17 protein-coding genes are annotated in these 21156 nt (G+C 59.7%); 6 read left to right on the top strand and 11 right to left on the bottom strand.

Going from position 1 to position 21156, the window contains the following annotated elements:
* Nucleotides 1-65: 65 nt before the first annotated feature.
* Complete coding sequence (locus ACYVGK_RS15255; protein WP_460735214.1) at nucleotides 66-995, top strand: hypothetical protein; 930 nt, start codon at nucleotides 66-68, stop codon at nucleotides 993-995.
* 250 nt (nucleotides 996-1245) lie between these two features.
* Here the strand turns inward: ACYVGK_RS15255 and ACYVGK_RS15250 are convergent, their stop codons facing one another.
* From ACYVGK_RS15250 to ACYVGK_RS15230, 5 genes are all read right to left on the bottom strand, one after another.
* Nucleotides 1246-2247, bottom strand: coding sequence for an NADP-dependent oxidoreductase (locus ACYVGK_RS15250; RefSeq protein ID WP_460735212.1), 1002 nt, complete (start codon nucleotides 2245-2247; stop codon nucleotides 1246-1248).
* A 43-nt stretch (nucleotides 2248-2290) separates the two neighbouring features.
* Entirely contained in the window at nucleotides 2291-3118 is an 828-nt protein-coding gene (locus ACYVGK_RS15245) for an oxidoreductase (RefSeq protein WP_460735210.1), read from the bottom strand.
* A gap of 90 nt (nucleotides 3119-3208) precedes the next feature.
* Nucleotides 3209-3790, bottom strand: a complete 582-nt coding sequence (locus ACYVGK_RS15240; RefSeq protein ID WP_460735208.1) for a TetR/AcrR family transcriptional regulator — start codon at nucleotides 3788-3790, stop codon at nucleotides 3209-3211.
* Between the two features lie 262 nt (nucleotides 3791-4052).
* Nucleotides 4053-4370 carry a hypothetical protein gene (locus ACYVGK_RS15235; RefSeq protein ID WP_460735206.1) on the bottom strand — a complete coding sequence of 106 codons (318 nt, stop codon included), beginning with the start codon at nucleotides 4368-4370 and terminating at the stop codon, nucleotides 4053-4055.
* Nucleotides 4371-4391: 21 nt separating this feature from the next.
* Complete coding sequence (locus tag ACYVGK_RS15230; protein WP_460735628.1) at nucleotides 4392-4856, bottom strand: Hsp20/alpha crystallin family protein; 465 nt, start codon at nucleotides 4854-4856, stop codon at nucleotides 4392-4394.
* A gap of 639 nt (nucleotides 4857-5495) precedes the next feature.
* Between ACYVGK_RS15230 and ACYVGK_RS15225 the strand changes: the two genes are divergently transcribed.
* Entirely contained in the window at nucleotides 5496-6731 is a 1236-nt protein-coding gene (locus ACYVGK_RS15225) for a S1 family peptidase (RefSeq protein ID WP_460735204.1), read from the top strand.
* A gap of 156 nt (nucleotides 6732-6887) precedes the next feature.
* Here the strand turns inward: ACYVGK_RS15225 and ACYVGK_RS15220 are convergent, their stop codons facing one another.
* Together ACYVGK_RS15220 and ACYVGK_RS15215 are read right to left on the bottom strand one after the other, a co-directional pair.
* Entirely contained in the window at nucleotides 6888-8255 is a 1368-nt protein-coding gene (locus ACYVGK_RS15220) for an XVIPCD domain-containing protein (protein ID WP_460735202.1), read from the bottom strand.
* A 26-nt stretch (nucleotides 8256-8281) separates the two neighbouring features.
* Complete coding sequence (locus ACYVGK_RS15215; RefSeq protein ID WP_460735201.1) at nucleotides 8282-8716, bottom strand: hypothetical protein; 435 nt, start codon at nucleotides 8714-8716, stop codon at nucleotides 8282-8284.
* Nucleotides 8717-8914: 198 nt separating this feature from the next.
* Between ACYVGK_RS15215 and ACYVGK_RS15210 the strand changes: the two genes are divergently transcribed.
* The 4 genes from ACYVGK_RS15210 to ACYVGK_RS15195 all read left to right on the top strand — a co-directional run bounded on the left by ACYVGK_RS15210 (nucleotide 8915) and on the right by ACYVGK_RS15195 (nucleotide 14042).
* On the top strand, nucleotides 8915-9379 hold the full coding sequence (locus ACYVGK_RS15210; protein ID WP_460735199.1) for a hypothetical protein: 465 nt from the start codon (nucleotides 8915-8917) through the stop codon (nucleotides 9377-9379).
* A gap of 547 nt (nucleotides 9380-9926) precedes the next feature.
* Nucleotides 9927-11012: a serine hydrolase domain-containing protein gene (locus ACYVGK_RS15205; RefSeq protein WP_460735197.1), complete on the top strand. Its 1086-nt coding sequence runs from the start codon at nucleotides 9927-9929 to the stop codon at nucleotides 11010-11012.
* Between the two features lie 204 nt (nucleotides 11013-11216).
* Entirely contained in the window at nucleotides 11217-12905 is a 1689-nt protein-coding gene (locus tag ACYVGK_RS15200) for an AAA family ATPase (RefSeq protein WP_460735195.1), read from the top strand.
* Nucleotides 12906-13100: 195 nt separating this feature from the next.
* On the top strand, nucleotides 13101-14042 hold the full coding sequence (locus ACYVGK_RS15195) for a DNA adenine methylase (protein ID WP_460735193.1): 942 nt from the start codon (nucleotides 13101-13103) through the stop codon (nucleotides 14040-14042).
* On the opposite strand, the gene ACYVGK_RS15190 is transcribed toward ACYVGK_RS15195, so the two are convergent.
* From ACYVGK_RS15190 to aceE, 4 genes are all read right to left on the bottom strand, one after another.
* Nucleotides 13972-16191 carry a hypothetical protein gene (locus ACYVGK_RS15190; protein ID WP_460735191.1) on the bottom strand — a complete coding sequence of 740 codons (2220 nt, stop codon included), beginning with the start codon at nucleotides 16189-16191 and terminating at the stop codon, nucleotides 13972-13974. The two genes, ACYVGK_RS15195 and ACYVGK_RS15190, sit on opposite strands and share 71 nt — an antisense overlap.
* Before the next feature lie 381 nt (nucleotides 16192-16572).
* The gene (locus tag ACYVGK_RS15185; protein ID WP_460735189.1) at nucleotides 16573-17223 is read right to left on the bottom strand and encodes a hypothetical protein; all 651 of its coding nucleotides are present in this window, start codon (nucleotides 17221-17223) and stop codon (nucleotides 16573-16575) included.
* Nucleotides 17220-17879, bottom strand: coding sequence for an HIT family protein (locus tag ACYVGK_RS15180; RefSeq protein WP_460735187.1), 660 nt, complete (start codon nucleotides 17877-17879; stop codon nucleotides 17220-17222). The genes ACYVGK_RS15185 and ACYVGK_RS15180 overlap by 4 nt, the downstream gene beginning before the upstream one ends.
* Before the next feature lie 233 nt (nucleotides 17880-18112).
* The gene (aceE, locus tag ACYVGK_RS15175) at nucleotides 18113-20806 is read right to left on the bottom strand and encodes a pyruvate dehydrogenase (acetyl-transferring), homodimeric type (RefSeq protein WP_460735185.1); all 2694 of its coding nucleotides are present in this window, start codon (nucleotides 20804-20806) and stop codon (nucleotides 18113-18115) included.
* Nucleotides 20807-21156: the final 350 nt, after the last annotated feature.

Raw genomic sequence — 21156 nt, 5'->3', positions numbered from 1 at the left:
TGCCGATTTGTCGGCCCTAGCAACTGACTCAGCAAAGGGGCCGGTTCATTTTCTACGTCAAGTAAATGAACCTGACCCCTTTATTTGCTTTGTTCGTGACCCCTGTTTTCCACTCGAACCCTCAGGAGGGATTAATGGACCTGGCCGCTCTGGCGATGTCGCGCCTAACCCAATGCCATGGGGAAGCTGCGACTGCTTTTTTACCTGCCGTTCGGCCAATTTACGCACGTGTGGATGGCATTCCTGAATGTGTCGCCACAGGATTTCTGCTTCGCCTCTACGGCAGATCGTTCTTGGCGACTGCAGCACATGCTGCCGACAACGACCGCCGCGCTCCGCTCATGATCGGCGGAAAAGATGCGCTCGTAGATATCGATTGCTTCTTCGAATGCACACCTCTTCCACCGAATGGAAGAGCGCATGATCGCTTTGACTTGGCGTTCTGCGAACTGACACCTAAAGCTGTTAGCAAGCTAGGTGATGTTCGCTTCCTAGGTGAAGATGATTTGGCTGCCGCACCTGAATCAGCAGACGGCCACGCGTATCTGGCACTTGGGTACCCCGTTGCCATGAACTCGGATGTCAATATCGACCCGGCCCTTCGGCATGCAAGGGCCACGATGTGGCACTACTCCGCGACCCCATGGGAGAACCAGGCTCTTCAAGAGAAACTGAGTGTCACTGCATCAACACACATTTTTCTGAAATTTTCTTCGTTATCGCGCGAGTCCGACGGCACGATGATTGAGTCCATTGCCCCCCGTGGAGCCAGCGGTGGGGTACTGATTGACCTCGGAAAGTTCCTCGCCCTCTCGGCCCTGAAGAAGGGACAGTGTCCCCGCCCGCGCGTAGCCGGCCTGCTCATCGAGCACCAAGCGTCTGACAGCACTATCGTTAGTACCAAGACGCACCTGCTCGTCGACGCCATCAAGCGCTATGTTGCTGGGGATATACCGTTTCCAAACGACGAACCCCAGTTGGAGGCGGCGGAATGACTTGGCCATCGCCGCGAACCGGCTTAGATCTCCGTGAGCGTTGAAAGTCGACTCTGACCCCTGTTTCTTTGCGTCACGCCATCGGACCGAAAAGGGCACTCTGACCCCGTTTTCAGACCCCGTTTTCAGGTGTTCGGCCCGAGTTACCGGTAGGCGAATGTTGTTCCGCCGACATCGACGTAGGCCGTGGGCGCATTGCGCCACACGATGTTCGAGCTGCTTTGCGATTGATTGCGCGTGTTCATGCTGCTCACCCCGCCTTGATGACGACCTTGCCTTTCGCACGGCCCTTCGCCAGGTAATCCATCGCTTCGTTGGTCGCGAGGAATGGAAAGATCCGATCCACGACCGGCCGCACGGCGCCGGATTCGATGAGCGCCGTGATCCTGCTCAACTGCTCGCCGTCGGCCCGCATGAAAACAAACGAGTAGCTGACGCCGTGTCGCTTTGCCTTCCTCCGGATGCCCAGGCTCAAGAAGCGCATGATCTGCTGGAGGAGCCAGTTCAGCCCGTTCTCTTTAGCGAACGCCACGTCTGGCGGACCGGAGATGGAAATCAGTTTGCCTCCAGGCTTCAGCACCTTGAGGGACTTTTCGAGCGTGTCCTGGCCCAGGCTGTTAAGGACCACGTCGTAGCCATTGAGGACCTTCGCGAAATCCTGATTCTTGTAGTCGATGACGACATCCGCGCCGAGACTGCGGACCAGATCGACGTTCTCGGTGCTGGTCGTCGTCGCCACCGTCGCCCCGATGTGCTTTGCCAACTGGATGGCAAACGTGCCGACCCCGCCGGAACCGGCGTGTATCAAGACTTTCTGGCCCTTCTTCAGGTTGGCGCGTTCGATCAATATCTGCCACGCGGTCAGGCCCACCAGAGGGATGGAGGCAGCCTCTTCCATCGTGAGATTCTTTGGCTTCAACGCTACGTCGGCTTCGTTCATCGCGATGAACTCAGCGAGCGTCCCGATCCGGTCCTTGCTTGGACGTGCATACACCTCATCGCCAGGCTTGAACCCGCGGACCTTCGAGCCGACGCCGACTACGACTCCGGCGACGTCGTTGCCCAGTATCAGCGGCAAGCGATAAGGGAGGATGAGCTTGAACTCGCCGTCCCGGATCTTGGCATCCAGCGGGTTCAAGCTGGCCGCGTCGATGGCGACGAGGACATCATGGTCGCGAACTTGCGGCTCCGGCATTTCACCGAGACGCAATGCGTCGTTCTTGTTGTAGCGATCAACGATGAATGCCTTCATGACTGCCTCTCTGGATGTGTGGGCAACGGCTTTGAGAGAACGCTTACGGTGCCTTGGGGGCGTCAAGCCTTAGATCCTTTCGGATACCAGCGTCCACCAACCTGGCCGGTGCAAATCTGCGCAGCAGTCGCAGCCGATTCGCGAGCCCGCCGGCCGTGTACCGGAGCTTGGGCTGGCCGTCGATGGCCGCCTGCAGCACGACCTCGGCCACGACGCTCGGCTCGTCGGCGGTTGCCATCACCTTGCTGAGCACCTTGTCCAGGAGCGCGCGAACTTCGCGATATTCATCGAGCTGCGAATCGGGGGCCAGAAGGTTCGCTTCGAACTGCGTCTTCGTGTAAGCGGGCTCGATGACCGACACCCGAATGCCTTGTGTACGCAGCTCGTGATCGAGCGACTCCGAGTAGCCCTCAATCGCATGCTTGGTAGCGGCATAGAGAGCCCCGTAAGGCATCGGAATGAAACCAAGCACCGAACCGATGTTGAGGATGCGACCGCTGCCCTGGCGTCGCATGTGCGGCACGACGGCACGGGTCATGCGGATCAGTCCGAAGAAGTTGGTTTCAAAGATGGCCTTGGCCTGCTCGATCGAACTTTCTTCCGCTCCGGCGGGCGCAACGCCGAGGCCGGCGTTGTTCACGAGCAGGTCGATGCGACCCTCCCGCCGAATGAGCTCTGTCACCGCGGCTTCGACCGATTCATCACTAGTCACGTCGAGCGGCAGCATTGCGAAAGACTGCGAGCCCGACGCGGCACCGCGTCGGCTGGTGCCGTAGACCTTGTAGCCCGCCATGACGAGTCGCTGCGCGGTGGCTTCGCCGATACCTGATGACGCGCCTGTTACGAGGGCAATGGATCCTGCGATTTTCATGGGAGTGCCTTCATTTGGAGGGGAAGTCATGCGTGCATATGATGCTCGTCATATTTTGAGGCGAGCGCATAGGCCTGAATTCCAGGTGGGTCAGTCCTGGGCGGGAACGAGATGCTTTAGCGCTGCCTCGCGCAACGCATCGGAAAGCTTGGGGTCGTCGACAGCACGCGCGAGGACGAGAGCGCCCACCATCGTCGCGACACTGAAGAGGGCGTGCTCGTGTGCGCCTGGTTGCCCCCAATCGGCCGACTGGCGAGCGACGAGGTCGATCATTTCCTTGATGCGGCGCGTGGCGGAACGCCTTACCTCCGGCGCCTGGCGTGGCATCTCCGAGCCAAGGGCAGCCGTTGCACAGCCGGATTCGATCCCTTCGAGGTGCTCCTGGGAGAGATAGGCCCGCATCATGGCCGGGAGCGCCTCCCCCGGCGGCGAGCTGGCGGCGATGCGCTCCATCATCGCCACGCTTTCACCACCGGCGCGGTCGGCAGCCTCGGCGAGCATCGCCTCGCGCGATGGGAAGTGGGCGTAGAAGCCGCCATGGGTCAGACCGGCGGCCTTCATGATGTCGGCGACGCCGGTGCCGTTGTAGCCGCTGCGGCGAATGGCGCGTGCGGCGGCATCGACGATGCGATCGTGCGTAGCTTCTTTGGAACTGGTGGTGGCGCGCTTCATATGATGAACATCATATTCAATGCTGCCGTTCGGAGCAAGCGGTTTACGCTCCCCCAATCGGGGGAGCGGCTTCTGGGGCGCCAATGGCAGCTTCGAAAAGCCCAACCCTGAGCGGAAACAGGGGTCAGAGCGCACTTCTTGTCACGCGCCCTCTGGGCGAGAGTAGAGAAAGTCGACTCTGACCCTGCTTCTCGGCAAAGGGAACGGACCCTCCGTCCCCTTCGCCCGTCCCATCAGCTACGCAATTGCGCAGCGTTCCCCATCAGTGCTCCGGATCCCGCAACGAGACAGCGCCGCCACCGGATACGACAACCTTGTCGGCAGCAAGCTTCGGCAGCGTCAGCTCGACCAACTCGGCCGTCCAATCCTCCGCTCGAACCCGGCAATGCTCGGCCAAGTACGCGCTGTCGCGCTCGTGAACGGCGACGGGCCCGGAGCCGGCGTCGGTCAGGATTTGCCGCCACTCCGCGAGCAGCGCGGCGGGATCCGGGTGCGTGGCAACCAGTGCGCGCAGCGCCAATCCCTGGACATGTACCTGCGCCTGCAGGCTGCACATGGCTTCTTCAGTGTTTCCGTCCATGTGTGTCCTCCAGCGGATGCGTTACGAGTTGAACACCGAACCCACCTGGATACGCCGCGGGGTGGATTCGGGGCGCTTGGGGATGCTGATCGTCAGTACACCGTTGTGGCCTGATGCCGTGATGCCTTCCGGATCGGCGCTATCGGGCAGCGCAAAGCGGCGATGGAACACGCCGTGGCGTCGTTCGATGCGCGAGTACCGCTCGGTTTCGGTCTCCTTCTCCTCGCGACGCTCGCCCTTGATCGTCAGCAGGCCCTTGTCCATCTGCACCTCGATGTCCTGCGGATCGACTCCCGGGATATCCGCGTACAGCAGGAAGCGATCGGCCTCTTCCTTGATGTCCACGCGCGGCACCCACTGGCTGGTGACAACCGACGACTCGTCGGTGGTGTTCTGAAACAGACTCCCCTCGAACAGGCGGTCGAAGATCTGCTTGACCGGATCCTTCATCGAACCCTGTGCGGGCCACTGGGGATTACGAATCATCTCGTTCATGACTAGGTCTCCAATTGGCTAGGGACGGTCTGCCCGTCCGGCAACGGGAGTAGGTTCGCGGCGAAAAATTTCAAGACCTTCCGAACGGGGTCTGGTGCGCGTTCAAAATCGGTTTAGCGTTGTGGTGACGGCGTTGATGGGAAACGCGCGCGATCTAACAAGGTCGCTTGCAGCTCTGCCACACTCGCCCCGCTCCCTCGCCGAAGAAACAGGAAGTCGACTCCGACCCCTGTTCTCGTCGCAGTACACGTCATTGCGAAAGGCGGCTACGCCGAAGTAGCCCAGCGCAGACGTCCTCGGGCCAAGGGGAAAAGCAATCTGGAAAAGGCACTCCGACCCCGTTTTCGAGAACGGACGCAGGCGCGGGCCGCTAGTCATGGCTGCGTAAGCAGTACAGGACAAAGCGACAAGGAGGACGGAGGGAATTACAAATTCCCTCCGTTCTCTTTGTTCGAAAGAGCAGGCGTTTTTCGAAGAAGTCAGCGCTTTTGCACTTGCTGCATTGCGCCAAGTCCCATCGAAATCCTGTGCTAGTTTCCGCCGACGATCGTCGGGTCGAACAGGGGCGAACCAGGCTGGTTCAAAGCGATCGTGTCACCACCTTCAGCCATCAATCGAGGAGCTTCCGAAATGCAGAAGTCGTTCTCCAAGGTTCGTGTCCTCCTGTCACCGCTCGCCGTCGCCATAGTGCTGGTTGCCGCCAGTGCCCCCGCTTCCGCTGCGAACGACGACCTCGCTCCCGCACTCAAGCAGGCGATGAAGCGAGACCTCGCCCTGACCGATGCCCAGCTCGGGCAATACCTCAAGACCGAGCACCTTGCGTCGCAGCAGGCCAACACGATGCAGCAGCAACAGGGCACGCATTTCGCCGGCAGCTGGATCGAACGCAAGGCGAACGGCGACTTCCAATTCGTGGTGGCCTCTACCTCCATCGGCGCGCAAAAGGCACCCGCGGGCGTCGAGATCCGCAGCGCACGCCACACCCTCGCGGAGCTGGAGGCGTCCAGGGGCCGGCTCGATCAAATACTCGCCCAAGGCGCCAAGGTGCCCAAGGGTGTGTACAGCTGGACCGTCGACGTGGAGAGCAACAGCGTCGTCATCGGCATCGGTAATGGCGGCCAGCAGGCGGGCATCGACTTCGTCGCCCGCAGCGGCGCGGACGCCCAGACCGTGCGCTTCGTAACCATGGACGAGCAACCGAGCCTGCGTTCCACGCTGCAGGGCGGCCTCGGCTACCTGCGCAATCCGGGCGACGGCTACCTCTACGCCTGCTCGATCGGCTTCAACGTCACCAAGGGCACCACGCCGGGCTTCGTCAGTGCAGGCCATTGCGGCGACGCGGGCGAACCGGTGTACCTGGAAGGCGCGGCAGGAACCGGCCCGCAGTGGACGCTCGGCCCACAGATCGGCACGTTCCAAGGCTCCACCTTCCCGAATCCGGGGAGCTCCGGTACCGACATGTCGTGGGTCCAGGTCGCTTCGGGCAACACGCAGCCGGCGAGCGTGTACGGCTGGGGCAGCGGCGATGTCACCGTGACGGGCGGCACCGAAGCCGCCGTCGGTGCGGCCATCTGCCGTTCCGGCCGCACCTCGGGCTGGCGCTGCGGCGCCATCAAGGCCAAGAACGTGACGGTCAATTACCAGAGCGGTGAGACGATCGTGAACCTGACCCAGACCACTGCCTGTTCGGAAGGCGGCGACTCTGGCGGTTCCTTCATCACCGGTACCGGTCAGGGCCAAGGCGTGCTCTCGGGCGGCAGCGGCAACTGCAAGGGCCGGGCCGGCAAGACCGGAGGTGGAAACAGTTACTACCAGCCGCTGCTGCCGCTGCTGTCGTTCTACGGTCTGACTCTCAAGACCAACTGATTCACTCCAATCACGCGTTATGAAAATCGCCCCGGGCAACCGGGGCGATTTTTTAGTCCAACCAACCAACAAAGGGGACGGAGGGGATTATTAATTCCCTCCGTCCCCTTTGTTCGTCAGCCTGTCTGGGATCGCGGGGATCTCTACATTTGGCAGTCAACCGAACACCGGCTGACGCATGGGCTGGCGTTCGGCCATTTCAGGCTGTGGCGTTGACTGTTGCGGTTGCGATTCGCTCATGGTCTGAAGCTGAGCGAGTGACTGGTCGACCGGCCTCGCCAACGCCTCGTCAGTTCTCATGTGGGCAAGGCGGTGTGCAGGACTATCCAATGCGCCCTCCACGACGAACAGATTCTCTCCGCCGCGAACTTTCTCCGTCCCCTGGCTCAACACAACGTGATCGATGCGTGTGAAGCCGTTTTCCTTTGCCAGGCAAGCCGCGCTGGCGCTCATACGCGCACTGTGCTCGTCGTAGTTGCGCCCCAGCTGTCCTTCCAGACGTCGAACGGCTTGCTCGGCCTCGATCAGCAGCGGATCGACCGGGCGGCCGCCATTATCGGTACGTGCGTTCCCCTGAGGATTCATGTAGCGAGGAATGACACCCGGTTCTTGATTGACTTCGGGAGGCAGCATTCGCGGTAGCGCGCGCTGGATGGTTGCCGCATCAAGGTCGCCCGTCTGGGTCAGACCATGCGCTCGCTGGTAATTGATCACCGCCGCCTGCATCGAGAGGCGATAGACCCCATCGATCGGTATGGCCTGATTGTCCGCCGCGCGATACCCCTCTGCATTCAAAACCCGCTGAATGCCACGCACCGTCTCGGACGACTCGCCGATGCGGATGACACCGTCATCCACCACGGCTCTGGCTTCGATGCCCTGCGTTCGACGATCTGCATCAATGGCAAGACGGCCACTGGCAAGGTCGTCAACGTAGTTCTCGTATTGCTGGTAGTAGCGCGTATCGATTTCGAAGTGGACGTGCTTGCCTGCGTTGGCAGGAAGGCCTTGCCGATTCTGGGTTCCCAGCGACTGACCGTATTCGATGGAGTCGCCCTCCTCGACCGCAATCGGGTTGAGATGCCGGGCCCTGGCGATTACTTCACCGCCCTGCCTGTCCAGAATGTCCACGACGCCATTGGCTGCGTCGACGCGACCGATGTAGCCCGCCAGTGGTGCAGGCACGTCTACATCACGTACGCCCGCGGCACCACTGACGAGGTGCGAGTCCTCCAGGATGAAATCTTTGACGAGCAGGACCTGGCTATCAGTGAGTACTCTGTACTCATCCGTTCTCGCGACTTCTATCTCCTGGATCTCGCCACCCACCACGCCGTACGAACGGCGCCGCGGGTTCTCAACCTGCTGAGGCACACCGTCTACGACCCGCGCGTTGCGGTTTGCGCCGGGATGATGGGTGACTAGATCGTCGAGTGTTTCGAAGGGCTCGTTACCCTGCACGCCATTGCGGTTGGGCGCGCCCAGTTGTAGCAGGCGATAGTGAGGCAGTTCCGTCTCGCTCATGTTGTCGTCATTGATGTTTCAAACAGCTATCGGCCGCTCTGGCAGCGTTTGAAAACCGTGGTGTTGGCCTCGTCCACGGCCGCAAGCGTCCACTTGTTGAGCACGAAGATCCGAGGCACGTCCTTTTCATACCTGTCGGACGGCCCGATATCGATCAGTGATTCGATCTTCCAGGCTTTTGGCGCCTTGGACAGCAGCGTGACCTTCGTGGGCTTGCTTACCTCTTCGTAACCACGCAACTGGCTGGCGGTTATGTCCATCATCTGGTCCCCGTCGTATGACTGTCCGGGAGCCGGGCAGTTGCCGCCCTCTGGAATCCAGAATCCGTGCAGTTCCTTGGGGTAGGACACGCGCCCCGCGGCATTGGCAGGGCTGGCAAACAACGGGAACGCAATGACCAACGCGAGAACACCGCTTCCGGTTGCACGAGCCATTGCCTGTGCGGTCACTTTCGATCGCATGAGACCTCCTTTGTCCTGTTCGCGAGGGCCAACTATAGCCGTACGCCGAAATGCCGAGCCATTCACTCGCCCCCACTTCGACTGTAGGAAAAGTCCTACCCCACACCACGGCATTCCCCGACTGATTACTGCGGCAATCTCCGCCACCCTGCCTCGTCCGCACATGGCGGGCATTCCTCAAGCAAACGGAGATTGCATATGCAGAATCTGATTTCGTTGACCCTGTCCCAGCAGGACCTCACCGACCTCGACGGCGCCATCGCGACGCTGCGGCGCGTGTTCACCCCGTTTGTCGCACTGCAGGCGGACGAGCGCGTGGAGATCAAGAAGATGGGACCCAAGTCGCGCGAGTTCTGCGAGCAGACGCTGACGCTGCTCGCCAACAACCCGCAGATCGTGCCGCCAAGTCTGGGCCTGACCGAAGCGCTGGCCGATCGCACCGCGTTGGAACAGCTGCGCCCGCGCCTGCAGCAGCTGCATCAGTTGGTGGAGAAGGCCGACGACACCGAGATGGCACTGGGCAGCGACATGATGGCGATCGCGCTGGAGGGCTATCGCCTGCTCGAAGTGTCCGGCAAGGGCGAAGCGCTCAAGAGCGCGCGGCGCGAACTGTCCGCGCGCTTCGCCCGCAAGCGCCGCGCGGCGGAACCGGAACCGGCCTGAGCGCCGCACTCCCCTAACGCGACACCGCCTCGGCGCCCACCGCGCCGGGGCCTTGGCCCGGCGGCAGCGGCGACAGCGGCTCCGCCGGGTTTCTTTTTGGGCCGCCGCGTGGACGTTGCACCCCGCGGGGTCCACGGTTCGATCGCTTGAGGTCGACGCTTGCACCTCTTGGGGTCCAAGCGCCGAGCTTTGAGGTGGACGCTTGGACCTGGGAAGGTCGAAGCGTGGCGCTTGCGGGGTCCACGCTCAACCGGTTGGGGTGGAAGCGCCGGGCTTGGAGGTCCGGGCTTCGCGTCGCTGGGGTGGAAGCGTCGCGCCTGGAGGTCGACGGTTGGACCCGATTAGGTGGAGGGTTGGAGCTGTCGGGGTTGGAGGCTGGAGCTCTAAAGGTCCAGAGCATTTGCTGATTAATTGCCTCCGTCCCCTTTGTTCTTGAGGAAAGTGCACTCTGACCCCTGTTTTCACCACCCGTCCTTCCCGGGTCACTGTCGCGGCGGCCGAGTCGAGTGATACGGTCCGGCGGTCACGGAGGACAGGGGGCCAATCCATGCGACGCATCCTGAAGTACCTGGGCATCACCCTACTTGCAGCGTTGGCGGTATCGCTTGTACTGGGGCTTCGCCCCTTCATCGACCGGGATGCACCCGCCACCCATCCCGTCCCCCTCGCGCAAGCTCCGCTGCCTCCAGAGCAGGCGAAGAAGCTCACGAACTACATAAGGACCGAGGCGGACGGCATCGATGCTTTCGTTGTGCTGCGCGGCGAAACGGTGCTGATGGAGTACGGGGAGGTCGGCACGCCCATGAACCTGGCGTCCGCGCGCAAGAGCATCCTCAGCCTGCTGTTCGGTGTGGCGGTCGACCGCGGGTTGATCGATGTGAACGAGAAGCTCGGAGCGCTAGGCATCGACGAGAGCCGGACGCCCCTCACGCAGACGGAGAAACAAGCCACCATCGAGCACCTCCTTCAAGCCAGGTCAGGCATCTACCTGCCCTCTGGCGCGGAGACGGTAGAAAACAAGGAAGGCCGCCCGCAGCGCGGCCAGTTCGCGCCGGGCGCGAACTTCTTCTACAACAACTGGGACTTCAACGTTCTGGGCGCCATCTTCGAACGCAAGACGGGGCTGTCCATTGGCGAGGCCATCGATACCTGGCTGGCCACACCCCTGGGCATGCAGGACTTCAACCGCGAGCACGTGATCTATGACAATCGCGGCTCCGACTCCGATTACAGAACCTATCGCATCCACATGAGCGCGCGCGACCTTGCGCGGCTTGGAGCGCTGGTAGCGCAAAAGGGCGTGTGGAACGGGAAGCGGGTCGTCTCAGCCGAGTGGATAGCCAGGAGCACCACGTCGTATTCCGCCACGCAGAACCCGTTCTACGACGGGTTCGGCTACTCCTGGTGGTTGAACTCCGAGCTCAACGCCGTGCAGGCCGACGGCTGGGGCGGCCAGTACATGCTGGTGGATCCGGCGCGCGAGCTGACACTTGTGGCACGTCGCGATACAGGAAATTCAATTCTCGGGTACCTGATCTTCAGCCAGTTCCAGAAGCAAGGGCATCCTTCGGATATACAGAAGCTATACAAGCTCTTGCGGCAGATGCCGGTCGTGACACGCCCCGTCCGCTAGTTCAGGTCTGCGGTGGATCCGAAATGGATCCGAAAAGGTTCCGGGTTCATTTTCATGGCTAATCAAATTGAACCCGGAACCTTTCTTAGCGAACCTGTCTCTCGTCTCGCCCGTAGAATATGTACCGTGAATATCGCAACTATCTGAGCGCTCAGGCCAGACTGAAACGCGTGCCGCTAGCAGGAACATGGGGAAAAGGGGACGATGTCGAAGACGCAACTGAAGAAGTTGGTAATCGAGAAGTTTCGTGCATTGAACAACGTAGAAGTCGAATTCGGCGATTACGTCACGGTCGTTTGCGGAAAGAACGGCACTTCCAAGTCGTCCATTCTCGGCATAGCGGCACAGATCTTTAGTTTCGACAAGGACTACGTGACTGGCGACGCTCTCACCTTCCGACAGATTGCGGGAGGCGCATTCAAGTCGCAGTACAGCGAACACTTCAGGATCTCGGACAAGTTTGACGTTCCTGGCTCCATGACAGTCAACATCGAACTGCTCGATGGCTACACCGACGAAGCTGCGACTGCAAAACTTGAACTGATGAGCCGCGGGAAGTCGCCCAGACCCGTGGTCAGAAACAACAGCACCGCTACAGGGAAGAGCAATGCGAGCAGAAATTTCACGCACCCGGCAATCTTCCTTAGCCTGAAGCGTCTCTTTCCTATCGCTGACAGAGACTACAAAGTCATTGACTTTGACTACCTACAAGAACACAAACAGAACTTCATTGGCCTGACCAATGAATTGCTCAATCGGAGCTCGACCCTAGCCACGGGCACCGGAGGGAGCATTAGCTCAGCCGTCGCGCACGGCGACAACTACGATCAAGAGTCCGTTTCTGCTGGGGAAGATAACGCTGGACAGATCGTATTGGCATTGATGTCCTTCAAGAAACTCAAAGATGAGTATGCAGACTACAAAGGCGGCCTGCTTCTGATAGATGAGGCCGATGCTGGGTTGTTCCCAACAGCGCAAGTGAATCTGTTGAAGATGCTCGACCGCGAGTGCAAGGAGCTGAATCTACAAGTTGTTATGACTTCACACTCCCCGGTCTTAATCGAGCACGCATCCGAGTTAAGTCTTAAGTTCAGGAAGAAGTACAAGACCATTTATTTGAGCAACACCTTTGGCAAGGTCCAAGTGATGCAGGATTGGTCATGGTCGCAAATCAGCGCAGACATCAATACAAGGACGATTTCCACCGCTTCTGGCGTTGCCTTACCGAGCCCGAACGTTTATTTCGAGGATGCAGAGGCTGCGGACTTGTTTGATGCGTTAATGATCAGGCAACCAATAAAGAAGTTCGCGAAACCATTACCTGACATAGCGCTCGGCTGTTCAAACTACATTAACCTGATCCGGCAGCGCATTCCCGAGTTTGCCGAAAGAAGCGTCATTTGCTTGGATGCGGACCAAGCTACGCAAGTGGCGGGCAAGGCCTACAAGACGATTGTCATTCTTCCTGGCAGCCTTCCGCCCGATCAGCTGATTTTTGAGCATTTGTACAATCTTCCCGCGGCTCATGATTTTTGGAAGAACGGCCTGCAGTTCACCCGAGATGTATTCACAAACTCCGCAGCCGAGGTGATTCGAGAATTCTCCATCAATGGCAGTCGTGTTGATCTTGGGGAGCGGCTTGAGGCATACACTGGCACCAAGAAGCCGCGCGAGATTTTTAAACGGTTCTACAAGAATGAAGATTTTCAGCAGCTCGTGAAAGCTGGCTCAAAACCGCACAACCCCTGGAAGCACTGGGTCGAGAATAACCCCGCGCTTAGCAATGAATTTCTGACCAACTTCAAGATGACCATCCACAACGTAATGAAGGACGGTTTTGCAGTTGACGTGGCCAAGCTGGCCTCGCTCGAAGTCAGGTTGAAGAAAATTTAGGGATTCGCAACCTGTACGATTCCTTGCGCTGGCGCCATTCGCTCAGGAAATGGCGGCGCTTGAGAGCAGCTAGAGATTGGACCTGCCCCGGCCACCCTCTATTGCGAACCTAGCCCTTTGTGCGGCTTTTGTGTTGTGGCCGCCACCCAAGCAAGTCCGTACACTGCACTGGACACGAGGAAGTCCCACTAGGCCATGGCCTTTTCTACGCCACTACGATACCCAGGGGGCAAGGCCAGTCTCGGCCCTTGGCTTGCCGACGTCATGCGCGCGAATGCTATCAACGGTGGCGTGTATGTCGAACCATATGCCGGAGGAGCTGGCGCGGCCCTCTACCTGCTAACAAACGGGCACGCAGATCGAATCATCATCAATGACGCAGATCCGGCCATCCACGCCTTTTGGTGGTCTGTCCTTAACGACACCCACCGATTCATCGCCAAGTTACGCCGCTGCGCTATTACGTTGCCTGCACGAGAACAGCATAGGCGCATACTTGCTTCGCCTAACGCATATACGACTCTAGAGGTTGGCTTTGCCGCGTTCTTTTTGAACCGCACAAACCGATCAGGAATCTTGCAGGGCGGGGTCATCGGCGGAAAGGATCAGTCGGGCCCCTACAAGATCGATGCGCGATTCAATAAAGACGAGTTGTCCACGCGCATCGAGCGCATAGGGGAACTCCGCTCCAACATCGAGCTCCACGGAGTCGACGCTCTCAACCTAGTCCAGAGACTGAAGAAAACACTACCAAAGCAGAGCCTTGTTTACTTTGACCCCCCCTACTATCAGAAAGGGGCGCAGCTCTATAGAAATTTCTACGAGACCAAGGATCACGAGAAAATTGCGAAGCGCGTTCAGAAACTTCGCACTCCTTGGCTAGTCACGTATGACGACTGCCCAGCAATTGCGTCCTTGTATGAAGACTCCAGTGGGCTGAGCTTCTCACTCTACTATTCCACTCATGCTTCAAGAGAAGCGAAGAAAGAGTTGATGTACTTTGGCAACGTTTCCCTTCCCTGTGAGCCATACATGAAGCGAGCGAACCCGGGCAATTTACGCACGCCTACTCCTGGGAAGCGTCAGGCGCTTCGCCAAAGGGAAGGCTCAGCTGCAAGGCAGCGTTCGTCAACCTGACCCTCAGTCGAAGGCTCGCACCACTGCGCTCCAGCCTCGCATTGAAGAACATTTCATGGCGATCGCCTTCGACAGTGGACAGATCGAACCGATGCTCTCCAGCCGAGTAGTCAGAAAACTGGACTGGCAAAGTCATGGTGAGCTGACGCTCAGCTGCTCCGGCGGCATCAACCCGATGATCGATGTGAAAGTCTTCATCCATCTTTGGCAGATCTTCCACTCGGGACACAATTCGAACTTGCTTCTGATCTCCAGTTTCTAGCACGGGGCTCACAACCGGGGAGAGAGATGTCCTTACTAGCATTAGCGAGCCGCCAAGCCCGCCCCTTTTCTCGCGTTTTCGACGTTGGCGGTCGGCTACTTCATGTTCCGAAAGGCCGAGCGCCTTCGACATCGCCTCTATCACTTCGCGAACATCCGCCAGTTCGTCAGCGATCTCGTCTACTGACTTTGCGTCAGCTACTTCGTAAGCCTCTTCTATGATCTTCCGTCTAATCGCTTCGATCAGCGCATCGCCTGCTAGTTGAACAACCTCTACGCGCTCACCCCGACTCTCGATATCCGCCGGAATTCTGTCTCGAACTAGCTTGTTGTACTCAACCTGCTCTTTATCTGTTCCGAACAAGTCAACACACTCAACGCTGCAACCCTTCTTGGTCAGAATGTAGAAGAGATGCGACAACAGCCCTCCGCTGAGCTCAACTACATAGCCGTGATCTAGTGCATGCGAAGCAAGCTCATCCACGAGCTTCCTCGAACGAAGAATCTCGTCTTCGTCTGGATCCAATGTGACGCGCTCGACCTTAATGCCGCCCTTTACATCTTGCATTAAGCACTCCCAGTCCTTCCGGGAGCGGATCTCTCGAACTTCAGAGTTTCGGAACTTCTTCCTTGGAGTCGCCTTTCTGTAAGCGCCTTCCGTCTTTTCCCATGGCTCGTGGTACCAGGGCATTACGGCGTGCTGACTCGCCGACCTTGCAACGTCAACAAACCACATCACGACAACAGGGAATCCACAGGCAGATGCGACTCTTCTGGACGTCCAGGCTATTTCTTTGGCCCAAGATTCAAGACGAATACTTCTGGACCAATCTGGGCCTTCCGCTGTCCTATGAACTACCCACCGACCCGACTTGTCTGGTGCTACAAACTTGTCCTTGTAGCGTTCGCGAACAGACAGAATCTGGCATGTTTCGGCCGTACCCTTTGATAGGTCGACGTGCATCGTATCCACGTCATATACGTCGTGCGCGAAGAAGTAGACGCCCTCAGGAATACCCCAGAGAGCTTCGATGCGCACCCGCCTCTCTTCCGGCATAGCCAGGCACCATGCAGAGGCAGTTGCGGGAATGAAGTGATGACCGATTAAGGCTAGGTTGGTTTTATCGCTAAAGCTATTGAGATCGCTTCGAAATTTTCCAAGCAGCCACTCAGCCGCAGCTGCACCAGATCTTAGCTCGTCGCTACGCGGGAGCATTTGACGCTGCTCTGGTGCCAGACCAGTCGCGTCAGTGCGGAGAACGAACGGCGCAGTGCAAAGGGCGTCAAGATCACGGCGCACTGAGTCCGGAATAACCCCATCACGGACTATAGAATTGATTGCATCCTGGTCGTTCAAGACGAAGAACGACGGCATGGTGTAGCCAAGTGTCGAATAGAGACGCGCGTTCGCAAGCTTCTTGTAGACTTTTAGCTGATCTGCGCTTGATCGCGTGAAAATCTCCAATTCGCCAGCCACAGCAGGAACTGCAGCTTCTGTTACAAGAGATTTTGGGAGAACGCCGGCCCTAGGCTCTAGATAATCAAGTTGAACAATCCAGACAGCGCTTCCATCCCAAACCCACTCCATATGTGCTCGCTGCGATGAGCACCAAGCCGCCGCCGCTCGCAGCGAGCGAGGTATCACCGCCCTAGCATCACAAGCCAGCGCTCGAGATTCAGCCGAAGAGGAATCCCGCCATCTGCGTACGCCAACGGGAACAAGTTCACGCGCTTCACCCTCAAATTCCGCATGCCAGTCGCGCGGATGTCTTGATAGGCGTCGCTCGTTAGATAGATGGCCCTTTGCACGCAGCTGCAGTCTGCGCTGGACTACAAAATGAACGACTTGGCGGTCGCGCTCCGCTTCGAAAGTGGGACTTTTCGCCATCGCTGCAATCGTTGCGGCTACATCAGAAAGCAAGCACGGGCGACTATCCAGCGCACCTCGCTCCTCCATACCCTCGCGCGTTCCGCTAGAGCGAACCAGCACATGACTCTGCGATCCCAAGCCAACAAGCGCGCCAGCGCTAATGATGGCTTCCTGGGAGGGACTCGCCGTGCCACTTACAACAAAGAAGTCAGGAACCCATGCGATGGGCAAGCGCAAGATTCCAAACGCCTTTAAGCCGACGCTTCCAGGAGTAATATCACTCGCTTCAACTTGGGAAACACTTGTTCCCGCGACGAGCACTACTGGTCTATTCGGGCCGGGAGATGCACCGTACTTAGTCGGCGCGTCTGCGCTCGCATCTCCCCCGCTCATCCTTGACTAGGACTTCTTTGCCTGAGGATGACCAAACAGCGTGTCTGCGATTTCTTGCAGCTTACGAGATGCGCTGTCCGCAAAGTAGCCCGCAATAAATCCTAGAGAAACAAACGATGCACCGCTCTGATGCTCGCCAACCGTGAATCCGAATAAGCCCGCGTCTGCGAGCGCCCCTACTGCAAAAGCCATTCCGCCAGAGAGAAGGGGTGAGAAAAGGCGCCAGACGCTACGATCGATATTCCACCAACCGCGAGCAACCACCTTGTATAGATACTTCAGCCCGAAAAGCGAACCGCCCAGGACGCCTGCGAACATTAGGTACGCATAGCGATTCAATGTTTTGGCTTGACAGTCCGCGCAACCTTCTGCGAGCCAATAGAAAATCTCGCCACGCCAAGTCAAAAAAATTCCCACTGCAGAGAGCAGGAAAACCACAGCAACATAGGCGGCTTCGAGACGTATGCGCTTCCAAGCGGTTTGCGGCCAGCGCGATTGCCAGTTGAACTTTTTCCGCTCGTCGTCGTTGATGAGTTCATCTTCGGCGGTGGCTGGAACAGATGCGTTTTGCGCCTCGACCGCGGATTCCGACGACGCATCTCCTTCATTTGAAGGTCGAGGCGCTACTGCCGAGATCCGCGAGTCTGTCGAACTCACGCAGCGCAATCCAAAGTACCGGACGTTGCCGCGAGCAGTTGTCGCGCACTTCGTTCAGCCACGTCAAGCTGAGGATAGATCCGGTAATCGAATTCTTGGGGGCGGCCCAACTCGTCTGCGATAACTCTACGGAAGAACTGAGAACGTCCCTCTGCGAGAATGGCCACATGACCGCAGCCATCAGCTCGGTAGCTGTCAGACACGAATAAGTACTCGCGAGCCCCAACTATCGCCTCAAGACCCGCAGCCGAGCATTCCACCCAAGTTAGAGCAGGATCAAAATCCCGCGCTCGCGCGCTCAACGGAAAGGCTAGGGGCACGATGTGTAGGTGAGCATGCGACGTTCCGCAGCTCGTCTTGGAAGCTTCCTCTTGGCCGCCGTGCTCGAACACGACAGCCGCGCCATATGACTCTTCCACAACAGCGATCGTCGCACGTACAAACTTTTCGAACTCCGCGTCTCCATATCTCGCAGATAGGTTAAGCGTATGTTCCTTAGGTGCAATCAATGTCCATCCGTCGACAAGCGCGCCAACGGAAACAAAAGCCATGTATTTGTCGCTTTCAAGCCATGGCTGATCGATCACTCCGAGTGATCTGTCGCCCCTGGAAATCGCGCAGAGACGGCAGCACTGAGCTGACAGTTCGGCACGCATCTTCTGATCCTCGATTAGTGCTGGCAGGTTCTCACGCCCATCAGCTGGCTTCAAGTTGGCCGGCCGAGGGAGCAGCTTACCCGAGAGAGTTTATGTCATTGATTTTGCTGGCGCACGTGCCGCCACTCATCGGCGACGCACCCCTATTTAGCCCCGGCGAGGGATTGGCAAGACCAGGAATGGTGCGTGGGCACAGAAAAGGCGGCCTCGGGCCGCCTTCTCTATTACCTTGATCAAACCCCAACCGGATTCGGCTTCTCACTATCAATCTTGTACTGCTTGATAGCCCTGGCCACATCCTTCGCCGTCATCTTGCCTTCCGCGGCCAGGGCCGCGATGGCGGCGTGGGCGATGTAGTAGCGGTCGACTTCGAAGTGGCGGCGCAGGTTGGCGCGGGTGTCGGAGCGGCCGAAGCCGTCGGTGCCGAGCACGGTGTACTTCATCGGCACGTATTCGCGGATCTGGTTGGCGTAGGCGCGCACGTAATCGGTTGCGGCGATGGCCGGGCCCTGGCGGCCTTCCAGCAGCTGGGTGACGTAGGGCTTGCGCGCGTCCTTGGCTTCCGGGTTCATGCGGTTGAAGCGTTCGGCGTCGGCGCCGTCGCGGGCGAGTTCGGTGAAGCTGGGGCAGGACCAGATGTCGGCGGTGACGCCGAAGTCCTTGTCGAGCAGTTCGGCCGCGGCGATGGCTTCGCGCAGGATGGTGCCGGAGCCGAGCAGCTGCACGCGCAGTTCGCCCTTCTTCGGCTTGCCGTTGCCCTGCAGCAGGTACATGCCCTTGATGATGCCGTCGGCTGCACCTTCCGGCATGTCCGGGTGGGTGTAGTTCTCGTTCATCAGGGTGATGTAGTAGTACTCGTCCTGCTGCTCGGCGAGCATGCGCTGCATGCCGTGCTGCAGGATCACCGCGACTTCGAAGCCGAAGGTGGGGTCGTAGCTGCGGCAGTTGGGGATGGCGCTGGAGAGCAGGTGGCTGTGGCCGTCTTCGTGCTGCAGGCCTTCACCGTTCAACGTGGTGCGGCCGGCGGTGGCGCCGAGCAGGAAGCCGCGCGCGCGCATATCGGCGGCCTGCCAGGCGCTGTCGCCGATGCGCTGCATGCCGAACATCGAGTAGTAGATGTAGAACGGCAGCATCGGCAGGTCGTTGGTGCTGTAGCTGGTCGCACAGGCCATCCACGACGAGAACGCGCCGCATTCGGTGATGCCTTCTTCCAGCACCTGGCCGGCGGCGTCTTCGCGGTAGTACATCAGCTGGTCGCGGTCGACGGGCTTGTACTTCTGGCCGTAGGGCGCGTAGATGCCGAGCTGGCGGAACAGGCCTTCCATGCCGAAGGTGCGCGCTTCGTCGGCGACGATCGGCACGCAGCGCGGGCCGACCTGCTTGTCGCGCAGGGTGATGTTGAGGGCCTGCACGAAGGCCATGGTGGTGCTGATTTCGCGGTCGCCGCTGGACTTCAACAGACGATCGAAGGTTTCCAGCGGCGGTACTTCCAGGGTCTGCGTGCTCTTGCGGCGACGCTGCGGCAGGTAGCCGCCGAGGGCCTTGCGGCGCTCGTGCATGTATTCGACTTCCGGCGAGTCTTTGCCGGGGTGGTAGAACGGGACGGCGCTGTCCTTGAGCTGGTCGTCGGTGACCGGGATGTTGAAGCGGTCGCGGAAGATCTTGACCTGTTCGTCGTCGAGCTTCTTGGTCTGGTGCGTGGGGTTGAGCGCTTCGCCGGCCTGGCCCATGCCGTAGCCCTTCACCGTCTTGGCGAGGATCACGGTGGGCATGCCCTTGGTCTGGGTGGCCTGGTGGTAGGCGGCGTAGACCTTGTGCGGATCGTGGCCGCCGCGGTTGAGGCGCCAGATGTCGTCGTCGCTCATGTTGGCGACGAGGGCGGCGGTTTCCGGGTATTTGCCGAAGAAATGTTCGCGCGTGTAGGCGCCGCCGAAGGCCTTGCAGTTCTGGTATTCGCCGTCGACGGTTTCCATCATCAGCTGGCGCAGGCGGCCGGTGGTGTCGCGCGCGAGGAGCGGATCCCAGTAGCTGCCCCAGATGTTCTTGATGACGTTCCAGCCGGCGCCGCGGAAGATGCCTTCCAGCTCCTGGATGATCTTGCCGTTGCCGCGCACCGGGCCGTCGAGGCGCTGCAGGTTGCAGTTGATGACGAAGACGAGGTTGTCGAGGCCTTCGCGGCCGGCGACCGAGATGGCGCCGAGGGATTCGGGTTCGTCGGTTTCGCCGTCGCCCATGAAGCACCAGATCTTGCGATCGGACTTGGGCATGAGGCCGCGGCCTTCGAGGTACTTCCAGTTGCGCGCCTGGTAGATGGCGCTGATCGGGCCCAGGCCCATCGACACCGTCGGCACCTGCCAGTAATCCGGCATCAGCCACGGGTGCGGGTAGGACGAGATGCCGCGGCCGTCGACTTCCATGCGGAAGTTGTCGAGCTGGTCTTCGGTGAAGCGGCCTTCGAGGAAGCTGCGGGCATAGATGCCGGGCGAGCTGTGGCCCTGGACGGCGATGACGTCGCCGGGGTGGTCGCCCTCGGGGCCGCGCCAGAAGTGGTTGAAGCCGACGTCGTAGAGCGTGGCCGCCGACGCGAACGAGGCGATGTGGCCGCCGAGGTCACCGGGCTTGCGGTTGGCGCGCACGACCATGGCGAGCGCGTTCCAACGGATGATCGAGCGGATGCGCCATTCCATCGCGGCGTCGCCGGGGCTCTTGGCCTCCAGGTGCGTCGGGATGGTGTTGATGTATTCGGTGGTGGGGTGGAACGGCAGGTGCGCGCCGGCGCGGCGGGTTACTTCGACCATGCCTTCGAGGATCTGGTGGGCGCGTGGGGCGCCCTCGCGGTCGATGACCGCCTGCATGGATTCGACCCATTCGCGGGTTTCGGTGGGGTCGGGGTCGTTCTGCAGCAGCTCGTTAAGCCAGTTCGTCATGGGGGCTCCGCGCGGCCCATTGGCCGGCGTGTGGGGTCGTTGGAATTAGAGCCGGGATTCTAGCAATTGGGGGTGGGTAGGGGACCTGCGGGTTAATGACGAAAACCACGGGTTCGGCAAAGTGGATGCTGTGAGTACGAATTCACTGCTTGTCCTTCTCCCCGCGAGCGGGGAGAAGGTCGGAGCGGGCGATAGCCCGCGGAGGGAAGGGCGGATGAGGAGCGCTTTTAGCTGACGGCCCCTCACCCTGCGTCGCTTCGCGACGCTGTCCCTCTCCCCGCAGGCGGGGCGAGGGGTGGGCTAGCGAGCGGGGCGAGGGCCTGTCTTGTCCTTCTCCCCGCATCGCGGGG

It is taken from the genome of Lysobacter tyrosinilyticus (genome assembly GCF_054779815.1).
This window is presented reverse-complemented; position numbering and strand designations above follow the sequence as displayed.

What these genes read in the sequence shown, in the direction of transcription:
- ACYVGK_RS15255 (WP_460735214.1), top strand. Translation starts at nt 66, where the DNA reads ATGAACCTGACCCCTTTATTTGCTTTGTTCGTGACCCCTGTTTTCCAC.
- ACYVGK_RS15250 (WP_460735212.1), bottom strand. Translation starts at nt 2,247, where the DNA reads ATGAAGGCATTCATCGTTGATCGCTACAACAAGAACGACGCATTGCGT.
- ACYVGK_RS15245 (WP_460735210.1), bottom strand. Translation starts at nt 3,118, where the DNA reads ATGAAAATCGCAGGATCCATTGCCCTCGTAACAGGCGCGTCATCAGGT.
- ACYVGK_RS15240 (WP_460735208.1), bottom strand. Translation starts at nt 3,790, where the DNA reads ATGAAGCGCGCCACCACCAGTTCCAAAGAAGCTACGCACGATCGCATC.
- ACYVGK_RS15235 (WP_460735206.1), bottom strand. Translation starts at nt 4,370, where the DNA reads ATGGACGGAAACACTGAAGAAGCCATGTGCAGCCTGCAGGCGCAGGTA.
- ACYVGK_RS15230 (WP_460735628.1), bottom strand. Translation starts at nt 4,856, where the DNA reads ATGATTCGTAATCCCCAGTGGCCCGCACAGGGTTCGATGAAGGATCCG.
- ACYVGK_RS15225 (WP_460735204.1), top strand. Translation starts at nt 5,496, where the DNA reads ATGCAGAAGTCGTTCTCCAAGGTTCGTGTCCTCCTGTCACCGCTCGCC.
- ACYVGK_RS15220 (WP_460735202.1), bottom strand. Translation starts at nt 8,255, where the DNA reads ATGAGCGAGACGGAACTGCCTCACTATCGCCTGCTACAACTGGGCGCG.
- ACYVGK_RS15215 (WP_460735201.1), bottom strand. Translation starts at nt 8,716, where the DNA reads ATGCGATCGAAAGTGACCGCACAGGCAATGGCTCGTGCAACCGGAAGC.
- ACYVGK_RS15210 (WP_460735199.1), top strand. Translation starts at nt 8,915, where the DNA reads ATGCAGAATCTGATTTCGTTGACCCTGTCCCAGCAGGACCTCACCGAC.
- ACYVGK_RS15205 (WP_460735197.1), top strand. Translation starts at nt 9,927, where the DNA reads ATGCGACGCATCCTGAAGTACCTGGGCATCACCCTACTTGCAGCGTTG.
- ACYVGK_RS15200 (WP_460735195.1), top strand. Translation starts at nt 11,217, where the DNA reads ATGTCGAAGACGCAACTGAAGAAGTTGGTAATCGAGAAGTTTCGTGCA.
- ACYVGK_RS15195 (WP_460735193.1), top strand. Translation starts at nt 13,101, where the DNA reads ATGGCCTTTTCTACGCCACTACGATACCCAGGGGGCAAGGCCAGTCTC.
- ACYVGK_RS15190 (WP_460735191.1), bottom strand. Translation starts at nt 16,191, where the DNA reads ATGGCGAAAAGTCCCACTTTCGAAGCGGAGCGCGACCGCCAAGTCGTT.
- ACYVGK_RS15180 (WP_460735187.1), bottom strand. Translation starts at nt 17,879, where the DNA reads ATGCGTGCCGAACTGTCAGCTCAGTGCTGCCGTCTCTGCGCGATTTCC.
- aceE (WP_460735185.1), bottom strand. Translation starts at nt 20,806, where the DNA reads ATGACGAACTGGCTTAACGAGCTGCTGCAGAACGACCCCGACCCCACC.